Source organism: Rhodanobacter sp. UC4452_H20, from assembly GCF_052978205.1.
The window spans coordinates 573,201-597,331 of sequence record NZ_CM129662.1; the positions used below are offsets into that span (position 1 = coordinate 573,201).

The following is a 24,131-nucleotide window of genomic DNA, read 5'->3' on the forward strand; positions in this document are numbered from 1 at the left end:
TCGCCCTTTGTCTTGTCTGCGCTGGCGACCACCGACTAGCCCATGGACAAGGCTGGCGGCTACAGGCTGGCTTTCGCATGTTCTGCGCTTCTGCTCTGGTCAGTGGCGGGTCTCGCCACCGTACCCGCGTCCGTATCGGACGACCCCGGGCAACTGCTGAAACAGGCGGAAAGCATTCCGTCCTCCAATCGTGTCGAGTTCGACGAATTGATGCGCCGGCTCGCCAAGCCTGTGCGGGAGCTTTCTCCGCAGCAGCAAGTGCATCGCCGCTATCTTCTGGCCCGGCAGGCCGCTTTTGCCGGCAATTTCGACGCCGCCTTGCCGCCGTTGACGGCGATCGCGGGTCAGACCGCATATCCCGTGCTGGCGTTTCGCGCCAAAGCCACGGTGATTGACCTTCTGGTGGCGCAATCCCGCTACGAGGAAGCCTTCGCCAGGCTGAATTCGCTGCTGGAGCAGCTGCCGAAGATGGAGGAAAACGATGTCCGTGTGCAGGGACTTGGTGTCGCGGCGCAGTTGTACAACGAGGCAGGTCAGTATGAAGCCTCCTCGCGTTACGCAGATCAGATCATCAATGAGAGCACTGATACGCGCAGCGCCTGCAGGGGGTGGTTCTACAAGTCCGAGGCCTTGTTTGAAAGTGGCACCACGAAGCTGGCTGCCGATCAGCTTCGCGATGGCACGGAAGCATGCAGCAAGGCAGGCAATACGCTTTTCGCACTCAGCTTCCAGTATTTGCTGGCGAGTTTCGACATGCGGCAAGGCCGCCTCGACTCCGCCATCCGCTTGTTGCAGACCAGCTATCCCAAGGTGCTGCGAGCAGGCTTTCCGCCCCAGGTCGCGGAGTTCGAGTCCACTCTGGCCAAGGCGCACCTGGAGCGTGGCGACCTTGTCTCGGCTGCCAAGTTTGCCAATCAGGCCCTGGTGACGAACGCCAGCAGGCCGTATTCCGAGTCGACCGCCCGGGCGTACCACGTGCTTTATCGGGTCGACAAGAAGACCGGCGACGACCGTGCGGCGCTGGAGAATCTCGAGAAGTTCGTCGTCACCAACGACGGCTACATGGATCGCCTCAGTGCAAAGGCGCTTGCCTACCAGATCGTCGAGCAAAAGGTGCTGGCGAAGAAACTGCAGGTCGAAGAGCTGGACAAGAAAAACAAGCTGCTCGGGATGCAGGGCGAGCTGGATCGCAAGGAGGTCGAAACCAGCCGCCTGTACATCCTGTTGCTGCTGCTGGTACTCGCGTCCATCGGTTTGTGGGCGTATCGCATCAAGCGCTCGCAGCTCAAGTTCATGAAACTGGCGCGGCGCGACGGACTCACCGGCATCTTCAACCGGCAGCACTTCGTCAACGAGGCGGAACGGCTGCTGCGCTATTGCCAGAAGTCCGGACGCGACGCTTGCCTGGTGCTGCTCGACCTGGATCATTTCAAGCAGGTCAACGACAACCATGGTCACGCGGTGGGCGACCGCGTGCTTCGGCGTGCGGTGGGGGCCTGCCAGAAGCACTTGCGGACCACCGACCTGTTCGGGCGGCTGGGCGGCGAGGAGTTCGGCATGCTGCTGCCCGAGTGCGGGCGGGAGCAGGTGTTGGAGCGCGTGGAGCAGATGCGCCTGGCCGTTGCCCAGGTTCCTGCCGGCGAGGCGGGCTCCGGCGTGGTTGTCTCGGCCAGCTTCGGCGTCGCGTCCGCCGCCAGCTCGGGGTATGAGCTGCGCCAGTTGATGACGGATGCGGACGACGCGCTCTACCGGGCCAAGCGCGAGGGGCGCAACCGGGTCAGCCTGTTCGACAGCCGGCGTGTTCAGTCGAATGTGGTGTAACGAGCGCAATCACAAACCCGGCTTTGGCGCCCCGTGCGCAGCCGCTTCAGGGAGATGCTGTTGAAATCGTTTTCACGCAAGGCCAGGAGCGTGCGGCTTCGGCCGATGATGCAGAGCGACGAAGCTCTGTTTCATACGCTCTATACCGATCCCGAGACCATGCGTTTCGTCGGTGCGCCGTGGACTCCGGCGGAGGCAGTGGAGAGGTTCCGTGCGACCCTCTGTCGCCGGGGAAAGACGGTCGTGACCGACCGCTTTTTCGTCATCGAGGAAAAATCCAGCCGGGAAGCTATGGGTATTTGCGGCTCCTCACATTATGATCCGGCAAACATGCGGGTCGAAGTTGGCGTGATGTTGTTGCCCTTGGGTCGCAGGGCAGGGGTGGGGAGGGGCGCACTGATGGCGTTGGTGGACCATCTGTTTGAAGAGCAGCTGCTCGTCGAAGTGTACGCACGCATCGTTGCCGGCCATTCGGCAGCAGAAAATCTGGTAAAGCGCGCCAGTTTCCTGCTGGACATGGTTGTGAGGGGCGGGGAGCGGGATGTGGGGGAGCGTCAGTGGTCGGTCCACCGATCAACTTGGCGAGCAAGTCAAAGACCAGCAGCGGAGGTTATCGATGTCCAACGTGATCGATTTTCTTGAAAGGATGGGACGAGACGGGAAACTGCGTCATGCCTCGACCAAGGATATGGAGGGGGCCTTGGAAGTTGCCCAGATTGACCCGCAGCTGGCTGCCGCGATCCTCGCGAAGGATTCGGCGCTGATCGAGTCGCTGCTCGGCGACAGCAAGATCTATTGCGCCCTGATGCCCGGCAAGCAGGACGAGGAAGAGGAAGGGGAGGGTGAGGACGAAGCGCCTTCGCGCGAGGAGTCCGGGATTCCCTCGCGGGACCCTCTTTCCCGCGTGACGTTTGCCAGATAGCCGATGCGTGGGGGGAACATCCGTCGGGTATCCCTGTCGGGGTTTGTCCTGCTGACATCCCTGTGGATGGCTGTGGCCGTGGCCCAGCCGTCCCCGGATGCGAACGCCGAAGAACTGCTCAGGCAGGCGCAGGGCCTGGAGACTTCGAACTTCGCCGAATTCTCGGTGGTGTTGCAGAAACTGAACAGCGACGCGATCACGCTGTCTCCCGACCAGCAGATGCGCGTGCGCTATCTCAACGCGTTCCAGCTCGCTTACCGTGGAGACAGCAAGGCTTCGGTACGGCTGCTCAATGACGTGATCGAGCACAGTTCGGATCCGACGTTGCAGTTGCGCGCGATTTCCACCCAGATCAACGTGTTGACGTTGTCGGCCCGTTATGAAGAGGCCTTCACCAGGCTCAGTCAACTGCTCGATCTTCTTCCTACGGTCACGGAGCGTAGAGCCCGGCAACAAGCCCTGGGCGTAGCTTCCCTGTTGTATACCGAGGCAGGCCAATACGATCTCGCGCTCAGTTATGCCGCGCAGATGCGGGATGAAAGTCCCAGTGAGGACAACGCCTGTCGGGCGGACTATGCGACGATCCTCGCGTTGCACACGAGCGGGAAGTTCCCGACCGGCGACCCAAAAGTGGCCCAGGCCATCAGCGGCTGCGTTGGTGCCAAGGAACCGATTTTTTCGGGCTTCATCCGGTCCTTTCTCGCCAGCGATGAAATCAAGCATGGACGGCCCCATCAGGCAATCAAGCTGTTGCAGGTCAATCTGGGCTCGGCCCGCGACACCCACTATCCAAGGCTGATCTCCGAGGTCAACGTGGTCCTCGCGCAAGCCTACTGGCAGACGGGCGACGTCGATCGTGCCGAGCAGGCTGCGCTTGCCGCGGCGGCGACAGCCATCAAGAACGAATATACCGAGCCGCGGACTCAGGCCTATCAAGTGCTGTACCAGATCGAAAGGCAGCGCGGCAATTTCGCGGCAGCCCTCGATTACCACGAAAAATATATGGCAGCCGACAAGGGTTATCTGAACACCGTGAGCGCCAAGTCTCTCGCCTACCAGACCGTCAAGCAGCAGGTGCTGGCGAAGAAGCTGCAGATCGACGCCCTGGCCAAACAGAACAAGATCCTCCAATTGCAGCAGGCGCTCGGTAAGAAGGCGATGGAGGCGGGGCGGCTGTGGATCATCCTGCTGGTGTTGCTGCTGTGTTCCATCGGCTTCATCACCTATCGCATCAAGCGCTCGCAGCTCAAGTTCATGAAACTGGCGCGGCGCGACGGGCTTACCGGCATTTTCAACCGGCAGCATTTCGTCGGCGAGGCGGAGCGGCTGCTGCAGTACTGCCGCAAGTCCGACCGGGTGGCCTGCCTGGTGCTGCTGGACCTGGATCACTTCAAGCAGGTCAACGACACCCATGGCCATGCGGTGGGTGACCGCGTGCTCCGGCGCGCGGTGGCTGCCTGCCAGGCGCATCTGCGCTCCACTGACCTGTTCGGCCGCCTCGGTGGCGAGGAGTTCGGCGTGCTGCTGCCCGAATGCGGGCTGGACCAGGCGGTTGCACGCGTCGAGCAGATCCGCCTGGCGATTGCCTCGGTCTCCCTTGGCGAGGACGTGCCGAACGTGGCAGTCTCGGCCAGCTTCGGCGTGGCAACGGTCGCCAACTCGGGCTATGAATTGCGCCAGTTGATGACCGATGCCGATGACGCGTTGTACGCGGCCAAGCGCGAAGGCCGCAACCGGGTCAACCTGTCCAGCAGCCGCCATGTGCAATTGAGCCTGGTCTAGCTCAGCCTCGCGGCAGGACATCCGCGCCGGCCGGCGTGGACAGCGGGACGAGTGCGGGTTACAACAGGCATTCGTTCCGGCCGGGGATTTTCCGATGCGCGCGATGAGTTCGTTCCTGTTGTTTGCCCTGGCACTGGCGGTGCTGCCGTCATCGGCCATGGCCGATGACCCTGCCACCGAGCCTGCCACGCTGGCGCCGTCGATCAACGCGACCGATTTTGCCCGCTACGAGAAGACGCTCAGTTCCGACGACTTCGGCGGGCGCAAGCCCGGCACGGTGGGTGCGCAACGCACGCTGGATTTCCTGGTCGGCGAGTTCAAGCGCATGGGCTTGCAGCCCGGCAACCACGGTTCATGGTTCCAGACCGTGCCGGCGGAGAGCACCCTGCTGCTCAATGACAAGGTGAAGCTGCAGATCGCCGCCGGCGCGCAGCACGCCAGTTTCGCCAACCAGCAGGACATGGTGGTGCAGACCCTGCAAGGAAAAGCGCAGGTCGACCTGAAGGATTCGCCGGTGGTGTTCCTCGGCTACGGCGCGGATGCGCCGAACTGGCACTGGAACGATTACGCCGGTGTGGACGTGAAGGGCAAGACGGTGATCGTGCTGGTCAACGATCCGGGCTTTGCCAGTGGCGATCCGACATTGTTCAACGGCCGCGCCATGACCTATTACGGCCGCTGGACCTACAAGTATGCCGAGGCTGCGCTGCAGGGCGCGGCGGCGTGTTTCATCGTGCACACCAGCGACGCGGCGGCGGGTTACCCATTCAGCGTGTTGCAGAACGGCAACCGCGGCCCGCAGTTGAGCCTGCCGTCGAGTGTCGATCCCGCGCCGCGCCTGCCGGTAGCCGGGTGGCTCACCCATGCCGCCGCCACGCGCCTGTTCGCCGCCGCCGGCAAGGATTTCGACGCGCTCGCGGCGGCAGCCGCGAAACCGGGCTTCAAGCCGGTGCCGCTCGGCGCGACCGCCTCGATCAGCCTCAGGAACAAGATCGACCACTTCGAATCGAAGAACGTGCTGGCCATGATCCCCGGCGACTACAAGCCCGACGAGGTGGTGGTCTATACCGCGCACTGGGATCACCTGGGCACCGACCCTTCGCGGCCCGGCCACAAGGTGTACGGCGGCGCGATCGACAACGGCACCGGCCTGAGCATGCTGCTGGAAATCGCCGGCGCGTTCGCGCAGCAGCGCACGCCGCCCGAGCGCAGCATCTTGTTCTTCATGCCCACGCTGGAGGAATCGGGCCTGCTCGGCTCGCAGTACTACGCGGCGCAACCGGTGTTTGCGCTCAACCGCACCGTGGCCGACATCGCCGTGGACGCGTTGCCGATCATCGGCCGCGCCCACGACATGACCGTGATCGGCAAGGGCCAGTCGCAGTTGGAGGACATGCTGGCCGACGTGCTGAAGGCCCAGGGCAGGGTGATCTCGCCCGAGACCACGCCGGAGAACGGTTTCTACTTCCGCTCCGACCATTTCAACTTCGCCCGCGCCGGGGTGCCGGCCATGCTGGCCAGCTCCGGCCTCGACCTGCTGGACGGCGGCGAGGCGGCCGGTCGCAAGGCCGCCGAGGATTACACCGCGCATCGTTACCACACGCCGAATGATGTATTCGATCCGGCCTGGGATTACTCGGGCATCCTCGAAGACACCCAGGCGCTGTACGAATTGGGCCAATACCTGAGCCACGCCGGCGTGTGGCCGGCGTGGTACGCCGACAGCCCGTTCAAGGCCAGGCGCGACAGGATGATGGCGCCGCCGGCCAAGCGCCAATAGTTGCGTCTCGTCAATACAAGAAACCGGCGGGCATTGCCCGCCCTACCTTCCGCTTCGCCGTTGTAGGGCGGGCACCGCCCGCCGACTCTTGCCGAGTCCCGGCAAAAAACCAACCGTGACGCGCCCCCCGCACAGGCGCTCGTTCAACGCCCCGTCGGTCGATCCAGCTTGTCGAAATGGACGATGGCATTGAGCACCAGCGGGTAGCTGCCGATGGTTTCGCCGCGCCACATCGGATTGCTGGCGAACAGCAGCACGTGGCCCTTGCCGTAGCGCGCATCGACCACGGCGGCGCGCTCGGCCATTTCGCTGCCGTGGTCGAGCAGGCCGGCGATCAGCAGCTTGTCGGCGGCGGCGAAGCGCAGGATCACCTGCGGCTGCTGGTCGGCCGGGATCACCCAGGGGTTGTTGCGCAGCTGCTCCGCGTTGAGCGGCGTGGCCTGCCATGGCTTGACGTCGGGCAGCGCCTCGGGTTCGACGGCGGCGCGTCCCTCGGGTGTGTCGGTGTCGTGCGGGCCACCGCGGCCGGTTGCGCGCTGGAAATCCTTCGCCGTCGGCAGGCCGTGGTCGCCGGTGACCAGGTTGGAGATCTTGAACGATTGCCCTTCGGCGCTGTAGATCGCCAGGTCGTCGCGCGTGTAGCTGGCGGCGATCGGGCTCTTGCGGTCGACGAACTGCGCCTGCAGCACGCTGCCGACCACCTTGAGCTTGTCGGTCGGGGTGACCGAGACGCCCGGCGCCAGGCCCACGTCGATCGCGAAGCGCGCGGTGTCCTCGGCGGTGATCAGCAGGCCGCCCTCGTGCACGAAGCGCTTCAGATTGGCGACGCCGGATTCGCCCAGGCCGGGGCGGATGTCGTCGGTGCTGTCGATGCGGCCGATGTTCGGCGTCAGTTCGGTGGTCTTCCATGGCATCGGCTCGCCCCACATCGGCAGGCCGTCGATGATGCGGCGGCTGCTGGCACCGCCGATCGGACCGAACAGGATCACGTCGTACTTCGCGCGCAGGTCGCCGAGCTTCGCCACGTCCTGGGTGCTGATGTAGTCGTACTTCACCTGCAACTGGTCCAGCGCCATGCGCCACCAGCCTTCGGTCTGCGTGCTGAGCCAGGTGTGCATCACCGCGATGCGCGGAAGTTTCGCGTGCGGCAGGTCGATCGCGGCAAGCCCCGCCGGCACGTCCACCGCCGCGTCGAGCTTGCGCATCGGCGCTTTCAGGATGGAGCTGTCGGTGACGCGCACCACTTCCACGTCGAACAGGTCGCCCATCGACCAGGCGGTGTCGTCATAGGGGTGCTGCTGCGGGTCCTTCGGCGACCAGTACTGGCGGTCGAGCAGGGTGTCGGCGATGCGCGAGTAGGGCTGATCCATGCGCACGACGATGCTGCCGGCGGGGAAACGGCGCGTGCGCGCCGGCTGCTCCTTGCCCTCATCGTCCTTCGCCGCCGGCAGGCTGACCTTGATCGGCGCCGTGCTGCGGCTCAGTTCCACGTGCTGGCGCTGCAGGATGCGCAGCAACTGCGCCTGCGAGCCGGGGCGCGCGTCGTCGGCGGGAAACACGTAGGCGGCCGGGCCGGCGTTCTGCGGTTTCTCGATCGAGCGCTTGCTCTTCAGGTAGTAGTTCTTCAGGAACAGCTGACCGTTGTCGGAAAAATACTTCAGCGCGGTGAGCAGGCCGGTCTGCTGGTAATTGTTGTTGTTGCGCTGCGACCAGGTCACCACCGGCAGCGGCGGGTTCGGCTTGTACCAGGTGCGCTGGTACTCCTCCGGTTCCAGGATGCGCTTGACGGTGTCGGCACCGTCGTTGCCGAAGGTCTCGTAGAGCCGGCTGATGCCGTTGTGCATGGCGGCGATGAACATCAGGTAGCCCGGGCTCCAGGTGTCGAAGCTGCCGTGGGTGAACACGCCGGGCATGCCGAGCTTGGTCATCTGTTGCACGTTGTCCCAGCCCAACTGCTGCCACTCGCCGGTGAGGATGGGATCGATCCAGGCGTTGTACGGGCCGTCGCCGACGGTGTTGTCGTAGAGGAAAGGCACCGACTCGTGCAGGTCGTGCAACACCTGCGCGTGCCAGCCGATGAAGGTGTCGGCGACGTTGCGGGTGAGGTTCAACGTCATCGCCATCGCGTCGCGGTTGTTGTCGTGCGCCACGTAATGGCCCCAGTACAGCAGGCGCGGATAGTTCCGGCCGGGATGGGCGCGGTGCCAGTTGTAGCGGTCCACCTGGCGGTCGCGGCCGTCCACCTCGACGATCGGCGTGATCAGGGTGATCACGTGCGAGCGGATGTGCTTGATGTAGGGCGCGTCGTCCACCGCCAGCCGGTAGGCCAGTTCCATCAGCGCGGTGGGCGAGCCGGTTTCGGTGGAGTGGATGGCGCCGGTGATGTAGTAGACCGGGGTGGACTGGGCGATCAGCGTGTCGGCGGCAGCATCGTCCATGCCGATCGTGCGCGGGTCGGCCAGCTTGGCCAGGCGTGCGTTGTTGGCATCCAGGCCGGCCAGCAGATCTTCATCGGCCACGGCGACCGCGATCATCGGGCGGCCCTCCTCGCTTTGGCCGATGGTGAACACCTTCACCCGCGGGCTGGCCGCCGCCAGCGCCCGGAAGTAGCGGTAGACGTCGGTGGAGTAGGGCAGGTAATTCGGCGCGCCGGCGATGTGGCCGAGCACCTTCAGCGGCGTCGGCACGGTAGCCGAGGCGGGCAGGTAGTCGGTCAGCGGCGAGTTGAACGAGGGATCGGTGGTGTCCTTCAGGATCTGCGCCGTGTACGCCTGGTCGACCGGTTGCGCCGGGTCACGCGCGTAGGTGATCGAGCCGTTCGGCTCGGTGGCGGCGGTGGCTGCACAACTGGCCAACGCCAGCAGGGCAAGCAACGGGATTCGACAACAAGCGGGCATGGCCATGGCTCCCCTTCGCAACGTGGCAACGGATCGTTGCACTGTGCCAGAACGCGGGCGCGCTTGCCCGGGCCGTGTCGGGGTGGTTATCAGCTGGCCGAGCCGGCCGCGGTCGGCCGCCGCCATGGCGGCGGGCGGCCGGGCCGGCTTGGGTCACTTGGTGGGTGCGGCAACCGCCGTCGGGGCGCCCGGGCCGATGCTGGAGCCGACGAACTGCACGATCTGCTGGTACAGCTCGGCCACGTTCTTCTCGTCGTAGAAGCCGTGGCCCTCGTCGGGCTGGTCGATCCAGGCGTGCGCCACGTGGCGGTCGAGCAGGGCCGTGTGCAGGCTGCGGCCCTGGATCGACGGCACGCGCTTGTCCTTGCCGCCAACCACCAGCATGACCCTGGCCTTGAGTCGGTCCAGCTGGTTGATCGGCGAGCGCCGCGCCAGCGTGTCCATGTCCGTGCCCAGCACGCGCTGCAGGTAGTTCTCGCCGGAGGTGGACTGCGGTATGTCGCCGCGCCGGTACATCAGGGCGAGGTCATACACGCCCACGTAGCCGATGGTGCACTTGTACAGGTCGGGCTCCTTCACTGCGCCCTCCAGCGCCGCGTAGCCGCCGTAGCTGCCGCCGAAGATGCAGATGCGGTTCGGATCGGCGAGGCCCTGCGCGATCGCCCAGCGGGTGGCGTCGGTGACGTCGTCCTGCATCTTGCCGCCCCATTCGAGCCAGCCCGCCTTCTCGAAGGCGTAGCCGTAACCGCCGGAGCCGCGATAGTTCACCTGCAACACCAGGTAGCCGCGGGTGGCCAGCATCTGCACGTAGGGGTCGAAGTCCCAATCGTCGCGCACGCCGTAGGGGCCACCGTGGACCAGCACCACCATCGGCAGGTGCCGGGCGGTTTCGAGCCCCGGCGGGAAGCTGGCGTAACCCTGCAACTTCAACCCGTCGCGGGCGGAGAACGCGAACGGCTGCTTGGTCGCCATCCGGACGGGGTCGATCCAGCGTTCCGTGGCCAGCAAGGAGGTGAGCTTGCCGGCCTTGCGGTCGAACAGGTAGAAGTGGCCCGGGTCGCTGTCCGCGGACACGTACAGGATGCAGAGGGCGCCGTCGCGGGTGCCGGAAACGATGCGCGCGTATTCGCCAGGGAAGTGCTGCATCAACCCCACCGCCGTCTTCGCTGCCGGCGCGTTGCCATCGAACAGCGCCACGCCTGGCCGCCCATCCTCGAAACCGACGCCGATGATCTGGTCGTCGGCCGGACCGAAGATCAGCGCGTTCGCCTCGACCGTCGGGTTGCTCCACAGCTCGGTCAGCTTGCCGGTGGCCGGGTCCCAGCGACACACCCCGAAGCCGCCCGCCTTCGGCGAGCAGCTGAAGTAGGCATGGCTGTCGTCCGCGTCGAACGCCCACGGAAAGGAGCGGCTGGCCTCGAACTCCGGCAGCTCCTTCCAGCCGTCCGCATCCACCGGGTGGGTGTACACCTTCGGGTTGCCGTTGGCGTCGAGTCCGGCGGCAAAGCGGATGCGGCCCTGGTGGTCGGCCACGAACGTCATGTCGCGACCGGGGGCGTTGATGATGGGCGCGATGTCGCCGCTGCGCAGGTCCATCCGCACCGCCCGGGACAGCTCGCCCTCGTTGCCCGAGCCGGACCAGGAGCTGATCGAGACCAGCGCGTGGTTGGGATCGCCGGGAATCGGCGCGATGAACGTCGCCGTGCCGTACTTGCCGTCGTTGCGCTGCGTCAGCCACCTCACCGAACTGCCGCCCTTGCGGTAGCCGTACAGCAGCAGCGGATTGCCGCCATCGGCCTCGACGCCGAACAGTTCGCCGGTGGACAGCGGCACGTCGTACCCACCCACGTGCTCGCCGACGCTGTACACCACGTGGGTGGGCGAAGCCCACCAGAAGTCGATGACGTCGTCTCCCTCGCGCGGGCGCACCACGTGCCCCTTCATGTCGGACAGGTGGATCAGTGCCAGCGAGCGCTGCCCCTTGACCAGGCCCATTGCCGCCAGGTACTGCCCGTCCGGAGAAATCTTCACCTCCGTGTACTCGGGATGTCTCGCCAGATCGGCAAACGACACTGGCGCAGCATGGACCACGCCCGCACAGACCAGCAACAGGGCCGCAACCTTGCACCGAATATCCATCTCTGATTCCCCCCCCCCTGGACGCGACCGTCCGGATGGCGGCCACGCGATCGCTTATTTATAGCAGTCGGAGATCGCATTTTGGAAACGCAGGAACTTGCGTCCGCACCGGTGTCGACCCCGGCCACATTCACATGCCAGCCGCTTCCGCGGGCATGAGGATGCCCATCCGCCGTGCGCGATCAGCGTGCTTTGGGCTTGAGGCGAACGTAGAGCTGCTTGCGCACGATGGCGATGACCTTGCCGGAGGCGGTGGTCACTTCGGTCTCGAACCAGCGCAGCACTTTTTCGCCGCCGGCCGCGGCGACGCGCAGTTCATCGACCACGGCGGGGTCGAGTTTGAAGTGTGCGTAGACGTCCTCGTAGCCCGGCGCCACGAAGTCGATCGTGCCGGCCTTGTCCCACACGAAGTAGTCGCTGCCGAGCTGGTGCATCGCCAGCAGCATCCAGAACGGGTCGACCATGGCGAACAGGTTGCCGCCGAACTGGCTCTTGACGTAGTTGCGGTTCCACGGCCGCAGCCGCAACACCACCGTCGCTTCGGTGTAGTCCTCGCTGAGTGATTGCACGCGAATCGCGTTGACGAGGGCCGGCGGCCACAGGTTGAACAGCCGGCGAAAAGTGGAGGCGCGCATGAGGGCGATGGAATGAGAAAAGAAACATCCTACCCGAACATACGTAACGGTATGGAACGGGTGCGCACCCCGATGAACACGCAGGAGCACGCTCGCGGGCGATGCGCTTGCGCCGGGATTCGGAATTCGCAAAAAAGCTTAAAGGCATCGCCCGCAAGCGGGCTCCTGCGAGGGGATGATCGGCCTCAGAACAGCATCGAGGCCATTCGTCGCCGGTAACGCCCGACCAGCTCGGCGTCGTCCAGCGTGGCGAAGGCAGCGAGCAGGCGCTTCTTCGCCTGGCCGTCGTTCCAGTCGCGGGCCTTTTGCAGGATGGCGAGAAACTGGTCGAGGCCGGCTTCGGCGTCGCCTTCCTGCAGCAGGCGCAGGCCGAGCAGGTCGCGTGCTTCCCAATCTTCCGGGTTGGCCTCGATGCGCTGTTGCAATGTGTCTGCTGCAGGGGCGGCCGCGGCGGCGCGGGCCAGTTCCAGTTCGCTGCGCAGGCGCTGGGCGCGCGCGTCGGTGGCGAGGTTGGCGGGCAGGGCGTCGAGTTCGGCGCTGGCGGCATCGGCCTGGCCTGCACGCATCAGCGCCAGCGCCAGGTCGAGCTTGAGCTCGGCCTTGGCCGGCTCGGCGGCGATCGCCTGCTGGATGCGGTTGATCGCCGCCTCGGGCGTTTCGGCGGGAGCGTCGTCGTCGGCGATGTCGCCCTCGTCGCCTTCGAGGGCCTGCACGTGGCGGCCGAGGAACTCGCGCAGCTGGCGCTCGGGCAGTGCGCCGGCGAAGCCGTCGACGACCTGGCCCTGGCTGACCAGCATCACCGTGGGGATGCTCTTGATGCCGAACATCCCCGCCAGCTCCTGCTGCGCGTCGACATCGACCTTGCCGAGCCGGAACGCGCCGTTGAACTCGGCGGCCAGCTTTTCCAGGATCGGCCCCAGCGATTTGCACGGTTCGCACCATGCGGCCCAGAAGTCGACCAGGATCGGCGTGTCCATCGACGCTTGCAGCACCTCGGTCTCGAAGGTCTGCTGGTCGATGTCGAAGACGTGGCTGGCGCGGGTGGTATCGGTCACGGAAAGCTCCGGCGGCGGGTTGTGGATGCCCAGATCAGGGCGATGCCCAGCATATCAAGCAGCGGACGCGCGGCCTGCGCTCGCGCGCGCATTCACGAAAGATTTGCGAGAATCCCCCGATGGCCACCGCCGTACGAAACACCGATTGCCTGCATGCGCGTTCGTCCGATGCGCTGCTGATCTGCGAACACTGCGACACCGTCTATCGGCGGCGTCCGCTCGCGCGGGGCGAGGTCGCCCGCTGCGTGCGTTGCGGCGCGGAGCTGGATCGCCATCGCGCGCTGTCGGTCAATGCGCTGCTGGCGCTGATCCTCACCGCCATGATCGTGTTCGTGCAGGCCAACATCTGGCCGATCTTCACGCTCGGCCTGAACGGCCAGTTCAGCGCCACCACGCTGTGGGGCATGATCGTCACGATGTGGGAGCAGGGCGCCCAGGTGGTCGCCGTATTGGCGGCGGGCACGCTGTTCTTTTTCCCGATGACGAAGATGATGGTGATGGGCTGGCTGCTGTGGTTCGCCCGCATGGGCCGGCGTGCGCCCGGCTTTGCCCCGCTGATGGTGGCCCTGCACCGGATCGGCCCGTGGACGATGAGCGAAGTGTTCGTGCTGGGTGCGCTGGTGGCGATCGTCAAGGCGCACACCTACTTCGAGGTGGTGGCCGACCCGGGCATCTACGCCTATGGCGCGTTGACGTTGCTGATCACCATTTTCGCCGGCGTGGACATGCGCCAGCTGTGGGAGCAGACGCCGGAGCCGAAGCCGTGAGCGCGCTGCCTCGTGCCGTCGACCTGGGCCTGATCGGCTGCCGCATGTGCGGGCTGGTGTGCCGCAACGTGGCCGGCAACGCGAAGCTCGACGGCGACGGCGTGGGCGACGCGATGGCCTGCCCGCGCTGCGGTTCCACGTTGCGCCGGCGCAAGACCAACAGCTACGCGCGCACCTGGGCGCTGCTGATCGCCGGTTTCATCCTGTACATTCCGGCCAACGTGCTGCCGATCATGCGCACGGCCAGCCTCAACGACGTCGACGACAACACCATCATCAGCGGCGTGGTCGAATTGTGGACGAATGGCTCGGTGGACCTGGCGATCATCGTTTTCCTGGCCAGCATCGTGGTGCCGATGCTGAAGTTTCTCTCGCTGGGCATGCTGCTGGTGAGCAGCCAGCGTGGCAGCGACTGGGCGCGACCGCAGCGGGCCAGGCTGTATCGGCTGGTGGAGTTCATCGGCTACTGGTCGATGCTGGACGTGTTCGTGGTGGCGCTGCTGACGGCGCTGGTGCGCTTCAACGTGCTGAGTCGGGTCGAGCCGCTGCCCGGCGTCATTTTCTTCGGGCTGACCGTGGTGCTGACCATGCTCGCCTCGATGAGTTTCGATCCGCGCTTGATCTGGGATGGCAGGAACACCGATGACTGAAGACACCCGCGTCGAACCCGGTCCGCCCGCGCCCGACGCCCTGCCGCGGCCGGTGGTGGAGCAGCGCCGCTTCAAGGAGTCGCTGATCTGGCTGGTGCCCGCGCTGGCGGCGCTGGTGGGGCTTTCGCTGGTGATCCACAACTGGCTGCAGACCGGGCCGCAGGTCGTGATCAGCCTGCAGAGCGCCGAGGGGCTGGACGCCGGCAAGACGCCGGTCAAATACAAGAACGTGGTGATCGGGCGGGTCAAGAAGATCCGGCTCAGCCCCGACCGCAGCCACGTGCTGGTGTCGGTGGCGCTGGAGAAGAGCGCCGAGGGTTTCGCCACCAAGGGCACGCGCTACTGGGTAGTGCGCCCGCGCATCGGGCTGGGCGGCGTGTCCGGCATCGACACGCTGTTTTCCGGCGCCTTCATCGGCGCCGACGTGGGCGAGTCGGACGAGCAGCAGGAGCACTTCGATGGCCTGGAAGCGCCGCCGGCGGTGCGCCACGGCGAGCTGGGCCGCAGCTTCGTCCTGCACAGCGAGGACCTCGGCTCGCTGGATGTCGGCTCGCCGGTCTATTACCGGCGCATCCAGGTCGGGCGGGTGGCCTCGTACACGCTGGACAAGGACGGCAAGGGCGTGTCGCTGCACGTCTTCATCGACGGCCCGAACGACCGTTTCGTCAGCCGCTCCAGCCGCTTCTGGAATGCCAGCGGGGTGGATCTCTCGCTCGGCGCGAACGGGCTGAAGCTCAACACCCAGTCGATGGCCGCGGTGCTGGCCGGCGGCGTGGCCTTCCAGGACCCGCCCGGTCCCCACGACAGCACGCCGGCACCGGAGGACACCAGCTTCAAACTGTTCGGCGACCGCACCACCGCGATGGCGCCGCCCGACGGCGAGCCGCACTACCTGCGCATGCGCTTCGAACAGTCGGTGCGCGGGCTCGCGGTGGATGCGCCGGTGGAGTTCCTCGGCATCAACATCGGCAAGGTCGTCTCGGTGCGCCTGGACTACGACGAGAAGACGCAGAAATTCCCGGTGCTGGTGGGCGCGGTGGTCTACCCTGAGCGCCTCGGCGCCGCCTACGACAAGCTGGAAGCGATGGCCAGGGCCAACGGCCATGCTCCGGACCTGGCGCGCATGATGGGCGGGTTGATCGCGCACGGGCTACGCGCACAGGCGCGCACCGGCAACCTGCTCACCGGGCAGCTGTACGTGGCGCTGGATTTCGTGCCGCACGCCACCAAGGTCGACTTCGACCCGGCCGCCAAGCCGCTCACCATCCCCACCGCGCCGGGCAGTTTCGACAAACTGCAGGAGCAACTGGCGGAGATCGTCGACAAGCTCGACAAGGTGCCGTTCGACAGCATCGGCAAGCATGTCGACCAGGTGCTGGCCGGGCTCGACACCACCTTGAAGCAGGTCAACGGCAAGACCTTGCCGGCCTTCACCGAGACCTTGCACGGCGTGCAGAAAACCATGGGCACCGCCGATGCGGCGCTGTCGGACGATTCGCCGCTGCAACGCAATCTCGGCGCCACGCTGGAGCAGGTGCAGCGCATGTCGCGTTCGCTGCGCGTGCTGTCGGATTACCTCAGCGGTCATCCCGAAGCCCTGCTGCGCGGGCGCCGCCCCGACGACCGACCTGCCACGCCGCCCGCACCGGAACCGGCCCCGGCACAGGAGCACAAGCCATGATGCGTCACGCCATCGCGTTGCTGGCGATCACCGCCGCAGCCTTGCTCGCGGCCTGTGCCTCGGCACCGCTGCACTACTACACCTTGCTGCCCGGATCGGCGGCACCGGTGGCCGAGTCGGCGACCGCGATTGCGTTCGAGGTGCTCACCGTCAACGTGCCGGCGCAGGTCGACCGGCCGCAACTGGTCGTGCGCCAGGGCGGCCAGAGCGTGGCCCTGCTGGAGGGCGAGCGCTGGATCGCGCCGTTGGCCGACGAGGTGCGCGGCGCGCTGGCCGCCGACCTGACTCGCGCCTTGCCGGGCCGTGACGTGGGCGGCATGGCGCCCAGCGGCAAGCCGCTGTTGCAGGTGAGTCTGGACGTGCGCCGCTTCGATTCGCAGCCGGGCGATCACGCGTTGATCGAGGCAGCCTGGCAACTGCGCTGGCGCCACGACGGCAAGCTGGCCACGCAGGCATGCAGCAGCCGCATCCGCGAAGCCGTGGGGCCGGGCTACGACGCCCTGGTGCAGGGCCACCAGCAGGCGCTGGACCAGCTGGCGGAACAGATGGCGGGAGTGGCGCGCGCGCTGGCATCCGGCCAGCCGGCCGCCTGCCCGGAAGGCTGAGTCGGCCGCTCCTGCGTGAATGCCGGAACGGTGCCGGCCTTGGCGGAAACCCCGCGCTGGGCTAGTCTGACCCGTTCACCGCCGCCGGTTCGATCCGGTGCGCACCCACCGCATCATGGCCTTCCGAAATCATGCAGGACAATCAAGCCCCGACCGCTGCCGACACCGACGAAACCGCCTACCGCCCGCAAGCGGTGGAGGCTGCCGCGCAGCAGTACTGGAATGCGCAGCGCGCCTACGAGGTGAAGGAACAGTCCGGCCGGGCCAAGTTCTACTGCCTGTCGATGCTGCCGTACCCGTCCGGCGCGCTGCACATGGGGCATGTGCGCAACTACACCATCGGTGACGTGATCAGCCGCTTCCAGCGCATGCAGGGCAAGAACGTGCTGCAGCCGATGGGCTGGGACGCATTCGGCCTGCCGGCGGAGAACGCCGCGATCAAGCACAAGACCGCGCCGGCCAAGTGGACCTACGCCAACATCGAGCACATGCGCGCGCAGATGCAGGCGATGGGCTACGCGTTCGACTGGTCGCGCGAGTTCGCCACCTGCCGGCCGGACTACTACGTGCACGAGCAGCGCATGTTCACCCGGCTGATGAAGAAGGGCCTGGCCTACCGCAAGAACGCGGTGGTGAACTGGGACCCGGTGGACCAGACCGTGCTGGCCAACGAACAGGTGATCGACGGTCGCGGCTGGCGCACCGGCGCGCTGGTGGAGAAGCGCGAGATCCCGCAGTGGTTCCTGAAGATCACCGACTACGCGCAGGAACTGCTTGACGGCCTGGACGCGCTGCCGGGCTGGCCCGATGCGGTCAAGACCATGCAGCGCAACTGGCTGGGCCGCAGCGAGGGGCTGGAGATCCGCTTCGCGCTGGACGGCGAGGGCGAACCGCTGAGCGTGTTCACCACCCGCCCCGACACCTTGATGGGGGTGACCTTCCTCTCGATCGCCGCCGAGCACCCGCTGGCGCAGCGCGCGGCGCAGGACAATCCGAAGCTGGCCGCCTTCATCGCCGAGCTGAAGCACGGCGGCGTGTCCGAGGCCGAGCTGGAGACCCAGGACAAGCGCGGCATGGACACCGGCCTGTGCGCGATCCACCCGATCAGCGGCGAGCGCGTGCCGATCTGGGTGGCCAATTTCGTGCTGATGGGCTACGGCACCGGCGCGGTGATGGCAGTGCCGGGACACGACCAGCGCGACTGGGAATTCGCGCAGAAGTACAGCCTGCCGATCAGGATGGTGATCGTCGACGAGTCGGTGCTCGATGCGCTGAAACAGATCCGCCACGAGCTGGCGCTGGGCGTGGGCAGCGACGCGATGCTGGCCGCGCTGGAAGGCCGCGACATCCATGCGCAGGATGTCTCCGCGCCGCTGCGCGTGGTGCAGGAGTTCGAGCGCCGCATCATGGAGGAGGCGGCCTGGACCGCGCGCGGCACCCTGGTCAATTCCGGCGAGTACGACGGCATGGATTTCGCCCATGCGTTCGACGCGCTGGCCACGCGCTTCGAGCGCGCCGGCTGCGGCGCGCGCCGGGTCAACTGGCGCCTGCGCGACTGGGGCGTGAGCCGCCAGCGCTACTGGGGCTGCCCGATCCCGGTGATCCGCTGCGCGGCGTGCGGCGACGTGCCGGTGCCGGAAGACCAACTGCCGGTGCTGCTGCCCGAGGACGTCGCCTTCTCCGGCGTGCAGTCGCCGATCAAGGCCGACCCGGCCTGGCGCCAGACCACCTGCCCGAATTGCGGCGGCGCCGCCGAGCGCGAGACCGACACCTTCGACACCTTCATGGAGTCGAGCTGGTACTACGCGCGCTACACCTCGCCCGGCGCGGCCACCCAGGTCGACGACCGCGCCAACTACTGGCTGCCCGTGGACCAGTACATCGGCGGCATCGAGCACGCCATCCTGCACCTGCTGTATTTCCGCTTCTATCACAAGCTGCTGCGCGACGAAGGCCTGGTGGCCACCGACGAACCGGCCACCAACCTGCTGTGCCAGGGCATGGTGATCGCCGAGACGTTCTACCGCGAGAACGCCGACGGCTCCAGGGAATGGTTCAACCCGGCCGACGTGGAAGTGCAGCGCGACGATCACGGCCGCGTCACTGGCGCACGGCTCAGGACCGACGGGCAACCGGTGCGGATCGGCGGCATCGAGAAGATGTCCAAGTCGAAGAACAACGGTGTCGACCCGCAGTCGATGGTGGCCAAGTACGGCGCCGACACGGTGCGCCTGTTCTCGATGTTCGCCGCGCCGCCGGAGCAGTCGCTGGAATGGAACGAGGCCGGTGTCGAGGGCATGGCGCGTTTCCTCAAGCGCTTCTGGCGCGAGGTGACCGCCCACGCCGGCGGGCCCGACCATGCGGTGGTGGACCCGGCGGCACTGGATGCCGCGCAGAAGGCCATGCGCCGCCAGTTGCACGAGACCATCCAGAAAGTCAGCGACGACATCGGCCGGCGCCACGCGTTCAACACCGCGATCGCCGCACTGATGGAGCTGCTCAACGCGCTGGGCAAGTTCAACGACGCCAGCGAGCAGGGCCGCGCCGTGCGTCACGAGGCGCTGGAGACGATGGTGCTGCTGCTCAATCCGGTGGTGCCGCATGTCTGCCACGCGCTGTGGCAGGTGCTCGGCCACCCGGTCGCGGTGCTGGAGGACCAGCCGTGGCCGCGAGTCGATCCCGTCGCGCTGGTGCGCGACACCGCGACGCTGGCGGTGCAGGTCAACGGCAAGCTGCGCGGTACCATCGAGCTGCCGGTCAACGCCGGCAAGGACGAGGCCGAGGCATTGGCCCGGGCGCAGCCGCAGGTCAGGCAGTTCCTCGAGGGCATGACGGTGCGCAAGGTCATCGTGGTGCCCGGCAAGATCGTCAACATCGTCGCAGGATGACAACCATGGGCTTCATCAACGCGCGTCGGATTCGCCTGCTGTCGCTGCTGCTCGCCGCGCTGGCGCTGACTGCCTGCGGCTTCCATCTGCGTCAGAACGCCAACCTGCCCGCGGCCATGCAGCGGGTGCATCTGGACGCCCACGGCGGCAGCAATTTCCAGCGCCAGCTGACCCTCGCGCTGGAACGCGCCGGCGTTGCCGTCGAAGACGCGCCCGGCCCCGGCATCGCCGAGCTTGCCGTACCCACCGCCGCCTTCAACACCGACACGCTCACCTCCGGTGGCTACGCGCGCATCAGCGAGTTCGCGATCCACTACACGGTCAGGTTCGGCGTCACCGACGCCACCGGGCAGATCCTGGTGCCGCAGCAGACCATCAACATGTCGCGCGAGTTCAGCTACGACGCCGGCAACACGGTGGGCAGCGCCTCGCAGGTCGAGCAGATCCAGAAGAGCCTCGATGACGACATGGTGCAGGCGATCATGTTCCGCCTGCAGGCCGCCGCCCATTCTCCCGCCGCGGCGTCCAGCGTGCGCTGATGCCGCTCAACCCGAACCAGTGGTCGAAGGCGCTGGCGGCGGATCGACTCGACGCCGTCTACCTGCTGGCCGGCGAGGAACTGCTGGTGCTGGAAGCCGCCGACGCGTTGCGCGCGCAGGCACGGCGACTGGGTTACGGCGAGCGCGAGGTGCTCGAGGTCGGCCAGCATTTCGACTGGGATGACGTCGCCCGCGCCGGCGCCAGCATGTCGCTGTTCGCCAGCCGCCGGCTGATCGACCTGCGCCTGCCGACCGGTCGCCCCGGCATCGAAGGCGCCAAGGCGATCACCGCGTTCTGCGCCGACCCGCCGCCGGACGTCACCTTGCTGATCACCGCGATGGAGTGGAGCAGCAAGCACGACGGCGCCTGGAGCAAGAAGCTCGACGCCAGCCACAGCATGGTGGTGTTCAATGCGCCGCGGCCGCACGAGTGGAACGCCTGGGTCGGTGCGCGGCTGGCTTCGCGCGGACTCAGCGCCAGTGCCGACGCGGTGGCGTTGCTGGCCGAGCGGGTCGAGGGCAATCTGCTGGCGGCGGCGCAGGAGGTCGACAAGCTGGCGGTATTGCATGGTGAAGGCCGCATCGACGCGACCGAGATGGAGAGTCTCGTCGCCGACAGCGCCCGTTACGACGTATTCAAGCTCACCGACGCCGCCTTGTCCGGCGACGGTGCGCGCGCGCTGCGCGTGCTGGCCGGGTTGCGTTCCGAAGGCGACGAGCTGATCGCGCTGATGGGCTGGCTGGTCAACCAGCTGCAGCTGGCGCTGCGTCTGGCCAATGCGCAGAACTTCGCCGCGCAGGCCAAGGCCGAGCGCCTGTGGCAATCGCGCGAGCAGATGTTCCGCCAGGCATTGCGCCGTGCGCCGCGCGAACACTGGCTGCAATGCCTGGCGCGTGCCGCGCGCATCGACCGCATGGCCAAGGGCCGCGAGCAGGGCGATGCGTGGCTGGAAGCCGAACGGCTGATCGCGGCCATTGCCGAGCCGCGCGCCGCGAAGGCGCTCGCGTGAAACCGCTGGCGATTTTTGGCGGCACCTTCGATCCGATCCACCTCGGCCATCTGTGCGTGGCGTGGGAAGCCGCCGAACTGCTCGATGCCGAGGTGCTGATGATGCCGGCGGGGCTGCCGCCGCATCGCCCGCCGCCGATCGCCAGCGCGGCGCAGCGGCTGGCGATGCTGCAGGTGGCGCTGCGCGGCCAATCGCGGCTGATCCCGGATGGGCGCGAGCTGGCCCGCGAGGGCGCGTCCTACACGGTCGACACGTTGGCCGGCTTGCGCGCCGAGCAGGGTGATCGTCCGCTGGTTTTGCTGCTCGGCGCCGACGCGTTCGCCGGCTTGCCCGGCTGGCACGAGTGGCAGCGGCTGTTCGAGCTGGCGCACATTGGCGTGCTCAGCCGTCCGGGTGAACAGGCCCCGCTGCCGGAAGCGTTGCACCGGGAACTCGCCGGCCGCCGGGCGGACGACGCCGCGGCGTTGCGGCTGGCGCCAGCCGGTCGCGTGATCGAGCTGGCGGTCACCCCGCTGGAGATTTCCGCCACCCGCATCCGCCAGTTGCTGGCCGCCGGCCGCGATCCGCGCTACCTGCTGCCGGCGGGGCTGTTCGATTCGGCCGGGCTGCTCGCGCCCTATCGCCGCTGATCCGGCCCCGGATCACATGAATGCATAGTGCACGATGTGGAAGAAGATCGGCGCGGCGAAGGTGACCGAGTCGAGCCGGTCGAGGATGCCGCCGTGGCCCTCGATCATGCTGCCCCAGTCCTTCGCGCCGATGCTGCGCTTGACCGCCGACAGCGCCAGTCCGCCGAGGAAGCCGGCCAGCACGATCACCAGCGACATGCCGGCTGAACCCCAGAACGTGAACGGCGTGATCCACCACATGCAGGCGCCGATGGCGATGGCCGAGAGGCCACCGCCGACCAGGCCCTCGACGGTCTTGGATGGGCTCACCCTGGGCGCCAGCTTGTGCCGGCCGAACAGCTTGCCGAACACGTACTGCAGCACATCGCTGATCTGCACCACCAGCAGCAGGTACAGCATCAGCAGCAGGCTCTGCCCCTGATAGCCGGGAATGTGCAGCAGCAGCACCGCTGGCGCGTAGCTCACGCAGTACACCGTGAGCATCAGTCCCCACTGGATCTTGGTGGTGCGCTCCAGGAAATTCTCGGTGTCGCCGCTGAGCGCGGTGATCGCCGGCAACAGCAGGAAGCCGTACACCGGAATGCAGATCGCGAACAGCCCGTACCAGTCGATGCCGATCAGCCAGTACTGCAGCGGTATCGCCACGTAGAAACACAGCACCAGCGGCAGGTGATCGCCGCGGCGGGTCGGCGTGAGCGTGGCGAACTCGCGCAGCGCGAAGAACGAGGCCAGCGCAAAGAACACCAGGGTGGCGACGCGGCCCAGCACGAAGCAGGCGCACAGCAGCGCGGCCATCCACCACCAGGCGCGGATGCGGGCGTTGAGGTTGTCGATCACCTCGCGCTTGCCCGGCGCCGCCCGCCGTCCCAGCCAGCCGCCGATCGCGCTGGCCAGCAGCAACAGCGCCAGGATGCCGCCCATCACCCACCAGAACTTCTGCTGTGCCGTCATGCCAGTGCCACCACCGCCGCGTGGGCGCGCCTGAGGAAATCGTCCTTGTCTTCGTTCGCCCGCAATCGCATGGTTTCGCCGAAGCGCACCACGCAGGTCAGCGGCACCGGCAGCAGGCTGCCCTTGGGCATGCTCCGGTGCAGCGAATCCAGGTAGACCGGCACCAGCTCTGCCTGCGGGTAATCGCGCGCCAGATGGAACAGCCCGGCCTTGAACGGTTGCGGCAGCGGCTGCTGGCTGCGCGTGCCCTCCGGGAAAATGATCAGCGACTCGCCCGTGTCCAGTGCCTCCCGCAACGGCAGCAACGGGTCGCCGTCGCAACGGGTGCGGTCGCGCTCGATGTAGACGGCGCGAAAGCCATGGTCGGCGATGAAGCCGCGAAAGCCGCCGTGGCCCCAGTAATCGCGCGCCGCCACCGGCCGCGTGGTGGCGCGCAAGTTCGGCGGAAGCGCCGACCACAGCGCCAGCGTATCGAGGTGGCTCGAATGGTTGGCGAAGTAGATCCGTTGGGCGGGCGATGGTTTGCAGCCGATCCAGCGCGCATGCGCGCCGACCAGCAGGCGCACCAGCCCGACCAGGACATGCGACGTCATCATGCGGCATTGCCCTGGCGCAGGCGCACGGCGATCGCGCGGGCGCGCCAGATGCAGGTGAGCGCCGAGCCCGCGGCAATCAGGCCGGCGCCGGCAAGCAGCAGTTCATGCCGCCACGGCAGCAGTGCCGCGGCGAGCAACAGCGTCGCCACCTGCAGCCACATGCGGTGCGGCTTGGCCATCGGCCCGCGGAAATCCTGGGTCAGCCCCAGCGAACCACCGAGCACCCTGACATACGCGGTGAGCGCCGCCAGCAACGCGCACAGCCAGCCCAGCCAGGGCAGGGCGGCCGCGTAACCCAGCGCCACCAGGAACAGCGAATCGGCCAGCCGGTCGGGTATTTCGTTGAACAGCGCCCCGGCCGGCGTGCCCTTGTTGCCATCGACCGCGACCATGCCATCGAACATGTTGCAGAGCAGCCGCAGCACGATGCAGGCGGCGCACAGCAGCATGCCGGCCGGAGCGGTCATTGCCAGCAGCGCGGTCGCCCCGAGCACGGCGAACAGCACGCTGACGCAGGAGATCTGGTTGGGCGTGATCGAGGTGCGCACGAGGGCGCGGGTGACGAATTTCGCCCAGGCGCTGCTGCGTGCCGCAATGGGGCGTCGATCGGTTTGCTTCATGCCGGCCTCGTGCTTCTTCCTGGTACGCCCGTCGCGCGAATGGAGCTTGCAGTGTATCAATCGCTCCGGCTGTGGGCGCAGGCCTCATGGCGCGGTGGGCGAACGGCGCCAACACCTGATGGATTCGGCATTTCCTTCGCCAACGCGTTGCGCACGGCTCTTTC

Annotated in this window: 20 protein-coding genes; 13 read left to right on the forward strand and 7 right to left on the reverse strand. The window is 67.0% G+C overall.

Annotated features, from left to right (window positions below):
• Positions 1 to 42 precede the first annotated feature (42 nt).
• From ACVCMC_RS02730 to ACVCMC_RS02750, 5 genes are all read left to right on the forward strand, one after another.
• A complete protein-coding gene (locus tag ACVCMC_RS02730) occupies positions 43 to 1,821 on the forward strand; it encodes a diguanylate cyclase (protein ID WP_447098592.1) in 1,779 nt (592 codons plus the stop codon).
• Between the two features lie 60 nt (positions 1,822 to 1,881).
• Positions 1,882 to 2,463, forward strand: a complete 582-nt coding sequence (locus ACVCMC_RS02735; RefSeq protein WP_447098593.1) for a GNAT family N-acetyltransferase — start codon at positions 1,882 to 1,884, stop codon at positions 2,461 to 2,463.
• On the forward strand, positions 2,438 to 2,743 hold the full coding sequence (locus tag ACVCMC_RS02740) for a hypothetical protein (protein WP_447098594.1): 306 nt from the start codon (positions 2,438 to 2,440) through the stop codon (positions 2,741 to 2,743). The genes ACVCMC_RS02735 and ACVCMC_RS02740 overlap by 26 nt, the downstream gene beginning before the upstream one ends.
• Positions 2,744 to 2,821: 78 nt before the next feature.
• Positions 2,822 to 4,525: a GGDEF domain-containing protein gene (locus tag ACVCMC_RS02745; RefSeq protein WP_447098595.1), complete on the forward strand. Its 1,704-nt coding sequence runs from the start codon at positions 2,822 to 2,824 to the stop codon at positions 4,523 to 4,525.
• A gap of 94 nt (positions 4,526 to 4,619) precedes the next feature.
• A complete protein-coding gene (locus tag ACVCMC_RS02750) occupies positions 4,620 to 6,305 on the forward strand; it encodes a M28 family peptidase (RefSeq protein WP_447098596.1) in 1,686 nt (561 codons plus the stop codon).
• Between the two features lie 143 nt (positions 6,306 to 6,448).
• Here the strand turns inward: ACVCMC_RS02750 and ACVCMC_RS02755 are convergent, their stop codons facing one another.
• The 4 genes from ACVCMC_RS02755 to trxA form a co-directional block, all read right to left on the reverse strand.
• The gene (locus ACVCMC_RS02755; protein WP_447098597.1) at positions 6,449 to 9,208 is read right to left on the reverse strand and encodes a M14 family zinc carboxypeptidase; all 2,760 of its coding nucleotides are present in this window, start codon (positions 9,206 to 9,208) and stop codon (positions 6,449 to 6,451) included.
• Between the two features lie 147 nt (positions 9,209 to 9,355).
• Positions 9,356 to 11,233 carry a prolyl oligopeptidase family serine peptidase gene (locus tag ACVCMC_RS02760; RefSeq protein WP_447098598.1) on the reverse strand — a complete coding sequence of 626 codons (1,878 nt, stop codon included), beginning with the start codon at positions 11,231 to 11,233 and terminating at the stop codon, positions 9,356 to 9,358.
• A 290-nt stretch (positions 11,234 to 11,523) separates the two neighbouring features.
• Entirely contained in the window at positions 11,524 to 11,976 is a 453-nt protein-coding gene (locus tag ACVCMC_RS02765) for a DUF4442 domain-containing protein (RefSeq protein ID WP_395119278.1), read from the reverse strand.
• A gap of 185 nt (positions 11,977 to 12,161) precedes the next feature.
• Positions 12,162 to 13,031: a thioredoxin gene (gene trxA / locus ACVCMC_RS02770; protein WP_447098599.1), complete on the reverse strand. Its 870-nt coding sequence runs from the start codon at positions 13,029 to 13,031 to the stop codon at positions 12,162 to 12,164.
• A 119-nt stretch (positions 13,032 to 13,150) separates the two neighbouring features.
• Between trxA and ACVCMC_RS02775 the strand changes: the two genes are divergently transcribed.
• From ACVCMC_RS02775 to nadD, 8 genes are all read left to right on the forward strand, one after another.
• On the forward strand, positions 13,151 to 13,798 hold the full coding sequence (locus ACVCMC_RS02775; protein WP_395119276.1) for a paraquat-inducible protein A: 648 nt from the start codon (positions 13,151 to 13,153) through the stop codon (positions 13,796 to 13,798).
• Positions 13,795 to 14,448 (forward strand): paraquat-inducible protein A, encoded by a 654-nt coding sequence (locus tag ACVCMC_RS02780; protein ID WP_395119275.1) that lies wholly within the window; start codon positions 13,795 to 13,797, stop codon positions 14,446 to 14,448. Before ACVCMC_RS02775 ends, ACVCMC_RS02780 begins: the two co-directional genes overlap by 4 nt.
• Positions 14,441 to 16,129, forward strand: coding sequence for a PqiB family protein (locus ACVCMC_RS02785; RefSeq protein WP_447098600.1), 1,689 nt, complete (start codon positions 14,441 to 14,443; stop codon positions 16,127 to 16,129). The genes ACVCMC_RS02780 and ACVCMC_RS02785 overlap by 8 nt, the downstream gene beginning before the upstream one ends.
• Positions 16,126 to 16,734, forward strand: a complete 609-nt coding sequence (locus ACVCMC_RS02790) for a PqiC family protein (protein WP_447098601.1) — start codon at positions 16,126 to 16,128, stop codon at positions 16,732 to 16,734. Before ACVCMC_RS02785 ends, ACVCMC_RS02790 begins: the two co-directional genes overlap by 4 nt.
• Positions 16,735 to 16,865: 131 nt before the next feature.
• On the forward strand, positions 16,866 to 19,622 hold the full coding sequence (leuS, locus tag ACVCMC_RS02795) for a leucine--tRNA ligase (RefSeq protein WP_447098602.1): 2,757 nt from the start codon (positions 16,866 to 16,868) through the stop codon (positions 19,620 to 19,622).
• Between the two features lie 5 nt (positions 19,623 to 19,627).
• A complete protein-coding gene (locus tag ACVCMC_RS02800; protein WP_447098603.1) occupies positions 19,628 to 20,161 on the forward strand; it encodes an LPS-assembly lipoprotein LptE in 534 nt (177 codons plus the stop codon).
• Positions 20,161 to 21,171, forward strand: a complete 1,011-nt coding sequence (holA, locus tag ACVCMC_RS02805) for a DNA polymerase III subunit delta (RefSeq protein ID WP_447098604.1) — start codon at positions 20,161 to 20,163, stop codon at positions 21,169 to 21,171. The genes ACVCMC_RS02800 and holA overlap by 1 nt, the downstream gene beginning before the upstream one ends.
• A complete protein-coding gene (nadD, locus tag ACVCMC_RS02810) occupies positions 21,168 to 21,800 on the forward strand; it encodes a nicotinate-nucleotide adenylyltransferase (RefSeq protein WP_447098605.1) in 633 nt (210 codons plus the stop codon). The genes holA and nadD overlap by 4 nt, the downstream gene beginning before the upstream one ends.
• Before the next feature lie 12 nt (positions 21,801 to 21,812).
• On the opposite strand, the gene ACVCMC_RS02815 is transcribed toward nadD, so the two are convergent.
• From ACVCMC_RS02815 to ACVCMC_RS02825, 3 genes are read right to left on the reverse strand one after another with little or no spacing between them, the layout of a single operon-like run.
• Positions 21,813 to 22,751: a phosphatidate cytidylyltransferase gene (locus ACVCMC_RS02815; RefSeq protein ID WP_447098606.1), complete on the reverse strand. Its 939-nt coding sequence runs from the start codon at positions 22,749 to 22,751 to the stop codon at positions 21,813 to 21,815.
• Positions 22,748 to 23,347, reverse strand: coding sequence for a lysophospholipid acyltransferase family protein (locus ACVCMC_RS02820; protein WP_447098607.1), 600 nt, complete (start codon positions 23,345 to 23,347; stop codon positions 22,748 to 22,750). Before ACVCMC_RS02820 ends, ACVCMC_RS02815 begins: the two co-directional genes overlap by 4 nt.
• Complete coding sequence (locus ACVCMC_RS02825) at positions 23,344 to 23,967, reverse strand: CDP-alcohol phosphatidyltransferase family protein (RefSeq protein ID WP_447098608.1); 624 nt, start codon at positions 23,965 to 23,967, stop codon at positions 23,344 to 23,346. The genes ACVCMC_RS02820 and ACVCMC_RS02825 overlap by 4 nt, the downstream gene beginning before the upstream one ends.
• Between the last annotated feature and the right edge of the window lie 164 nt (positions 23,968 to 24,131).

Excerpts from the sequence above, each read along its gene's own strand:
- ACVCMC_RS02730 (WP_447098592.1), top strand. The coding sequence starts at position 43 with ATGGACAAGGCTGGCGGCTACAGGCTGGCTTTCGCATGTTCTGCGCTT.
- ACVCMC_RS02740 (WP_447098594.1), top strand. The coding sequence starts at position 2,438 with ATGTCCAACGTGATCGATTTTCTTGAAAGGATGGGACGAGACGGGAAA.
- ACVCMC_RS02750 (WP_447098596.1), top strand. The coding sequence starts at position 4,620 with ATGCGCGCGATGAGTTCGTTCCTGTTGTTTGCCCTGGCACTGGCGGTG.
- ACVCMC_RS02755 (WP_447098597.1), bottom strand. The coding sequence starts at position 9,208 with ATGGCCATGCCCGCTTGTTGTCGAATCCCGTTGCTTGCCCTGCTGGCG.
- ACVCMC_RS02765 (WP_395119278.1), bottom strand. The coding sequence starts at position 11,976 with ATGCGCGCCTCCACTTTTCGCCGGCTGTTCAACCTGTGGCCGCCGGCC.
- ACVCMC_RS02775 (WP_395119276.1), top strand. The coding sequence starts at position 13,151 with ATGGCCACCGCCGTACGAAACACCGATTGCCTGCATGCGCGTTCGTCC.
- ACVCMC_RS02785 (WP_447098600.1), top strand. The coding sequence starts at position 14,441 with ATGACTGAAGACACCCGCGTCGAACCCGGTCCGCCCGCGCCCGACGCC.
- ACVCMC_RS02790 (WP_447098601.1), top strand. The coding sequence starts at position 16,126 with ATGATGCGTCACGCCATCGCGTTGCTGGCGATCACCGCCGCAGCCTTG.
- leuS (WP_447098602.1), top strand. The coding sequence starts at position 16,866 with ATGCAGGACAATCAAGCCCCGACCGCTGCCGACACCGACGAAACCGCC.
- ACVCMC_RS02800 (WP_447098603.1), top strand. The coding sequence starts at position 19,628 with ATGGGCTTCATCAACGCGCGTCGGATTCGCCTGCTGTCGCTGCTGCTC.
- holA (WP_447098604.1), top strand. The coding sequence starts at position 20,161 with ATGCCGCTCAACCCGAACCAGTGGTCGAAGGCGCTGGCGGCGGATCGA.
- ACVCMC_RS02815 (WP_447098606.1), bottom strand. The coding sequence starts at position 22,751 with ATGACGGCACAGCAGAAGTTCTGGTGGGTGATGGGCGGCATCCTGGCG.
- ACVCMC_RS02820 (WP_447098607.1), bottom strand. The coding sequence starts at position 23,347 with ATGATGACGTCGCATGTCCTGGTCGGGCTGGTGCGCCTGCTGGTCGGC.
- ACVCMC_RS02825 (WP_447098608.1), bottom strand. The coding sequence starts at position 23,967 with ATGAAGCAAACCGATCGACGCCCCATTGCGGCACGCAGCAGCGCCTGG.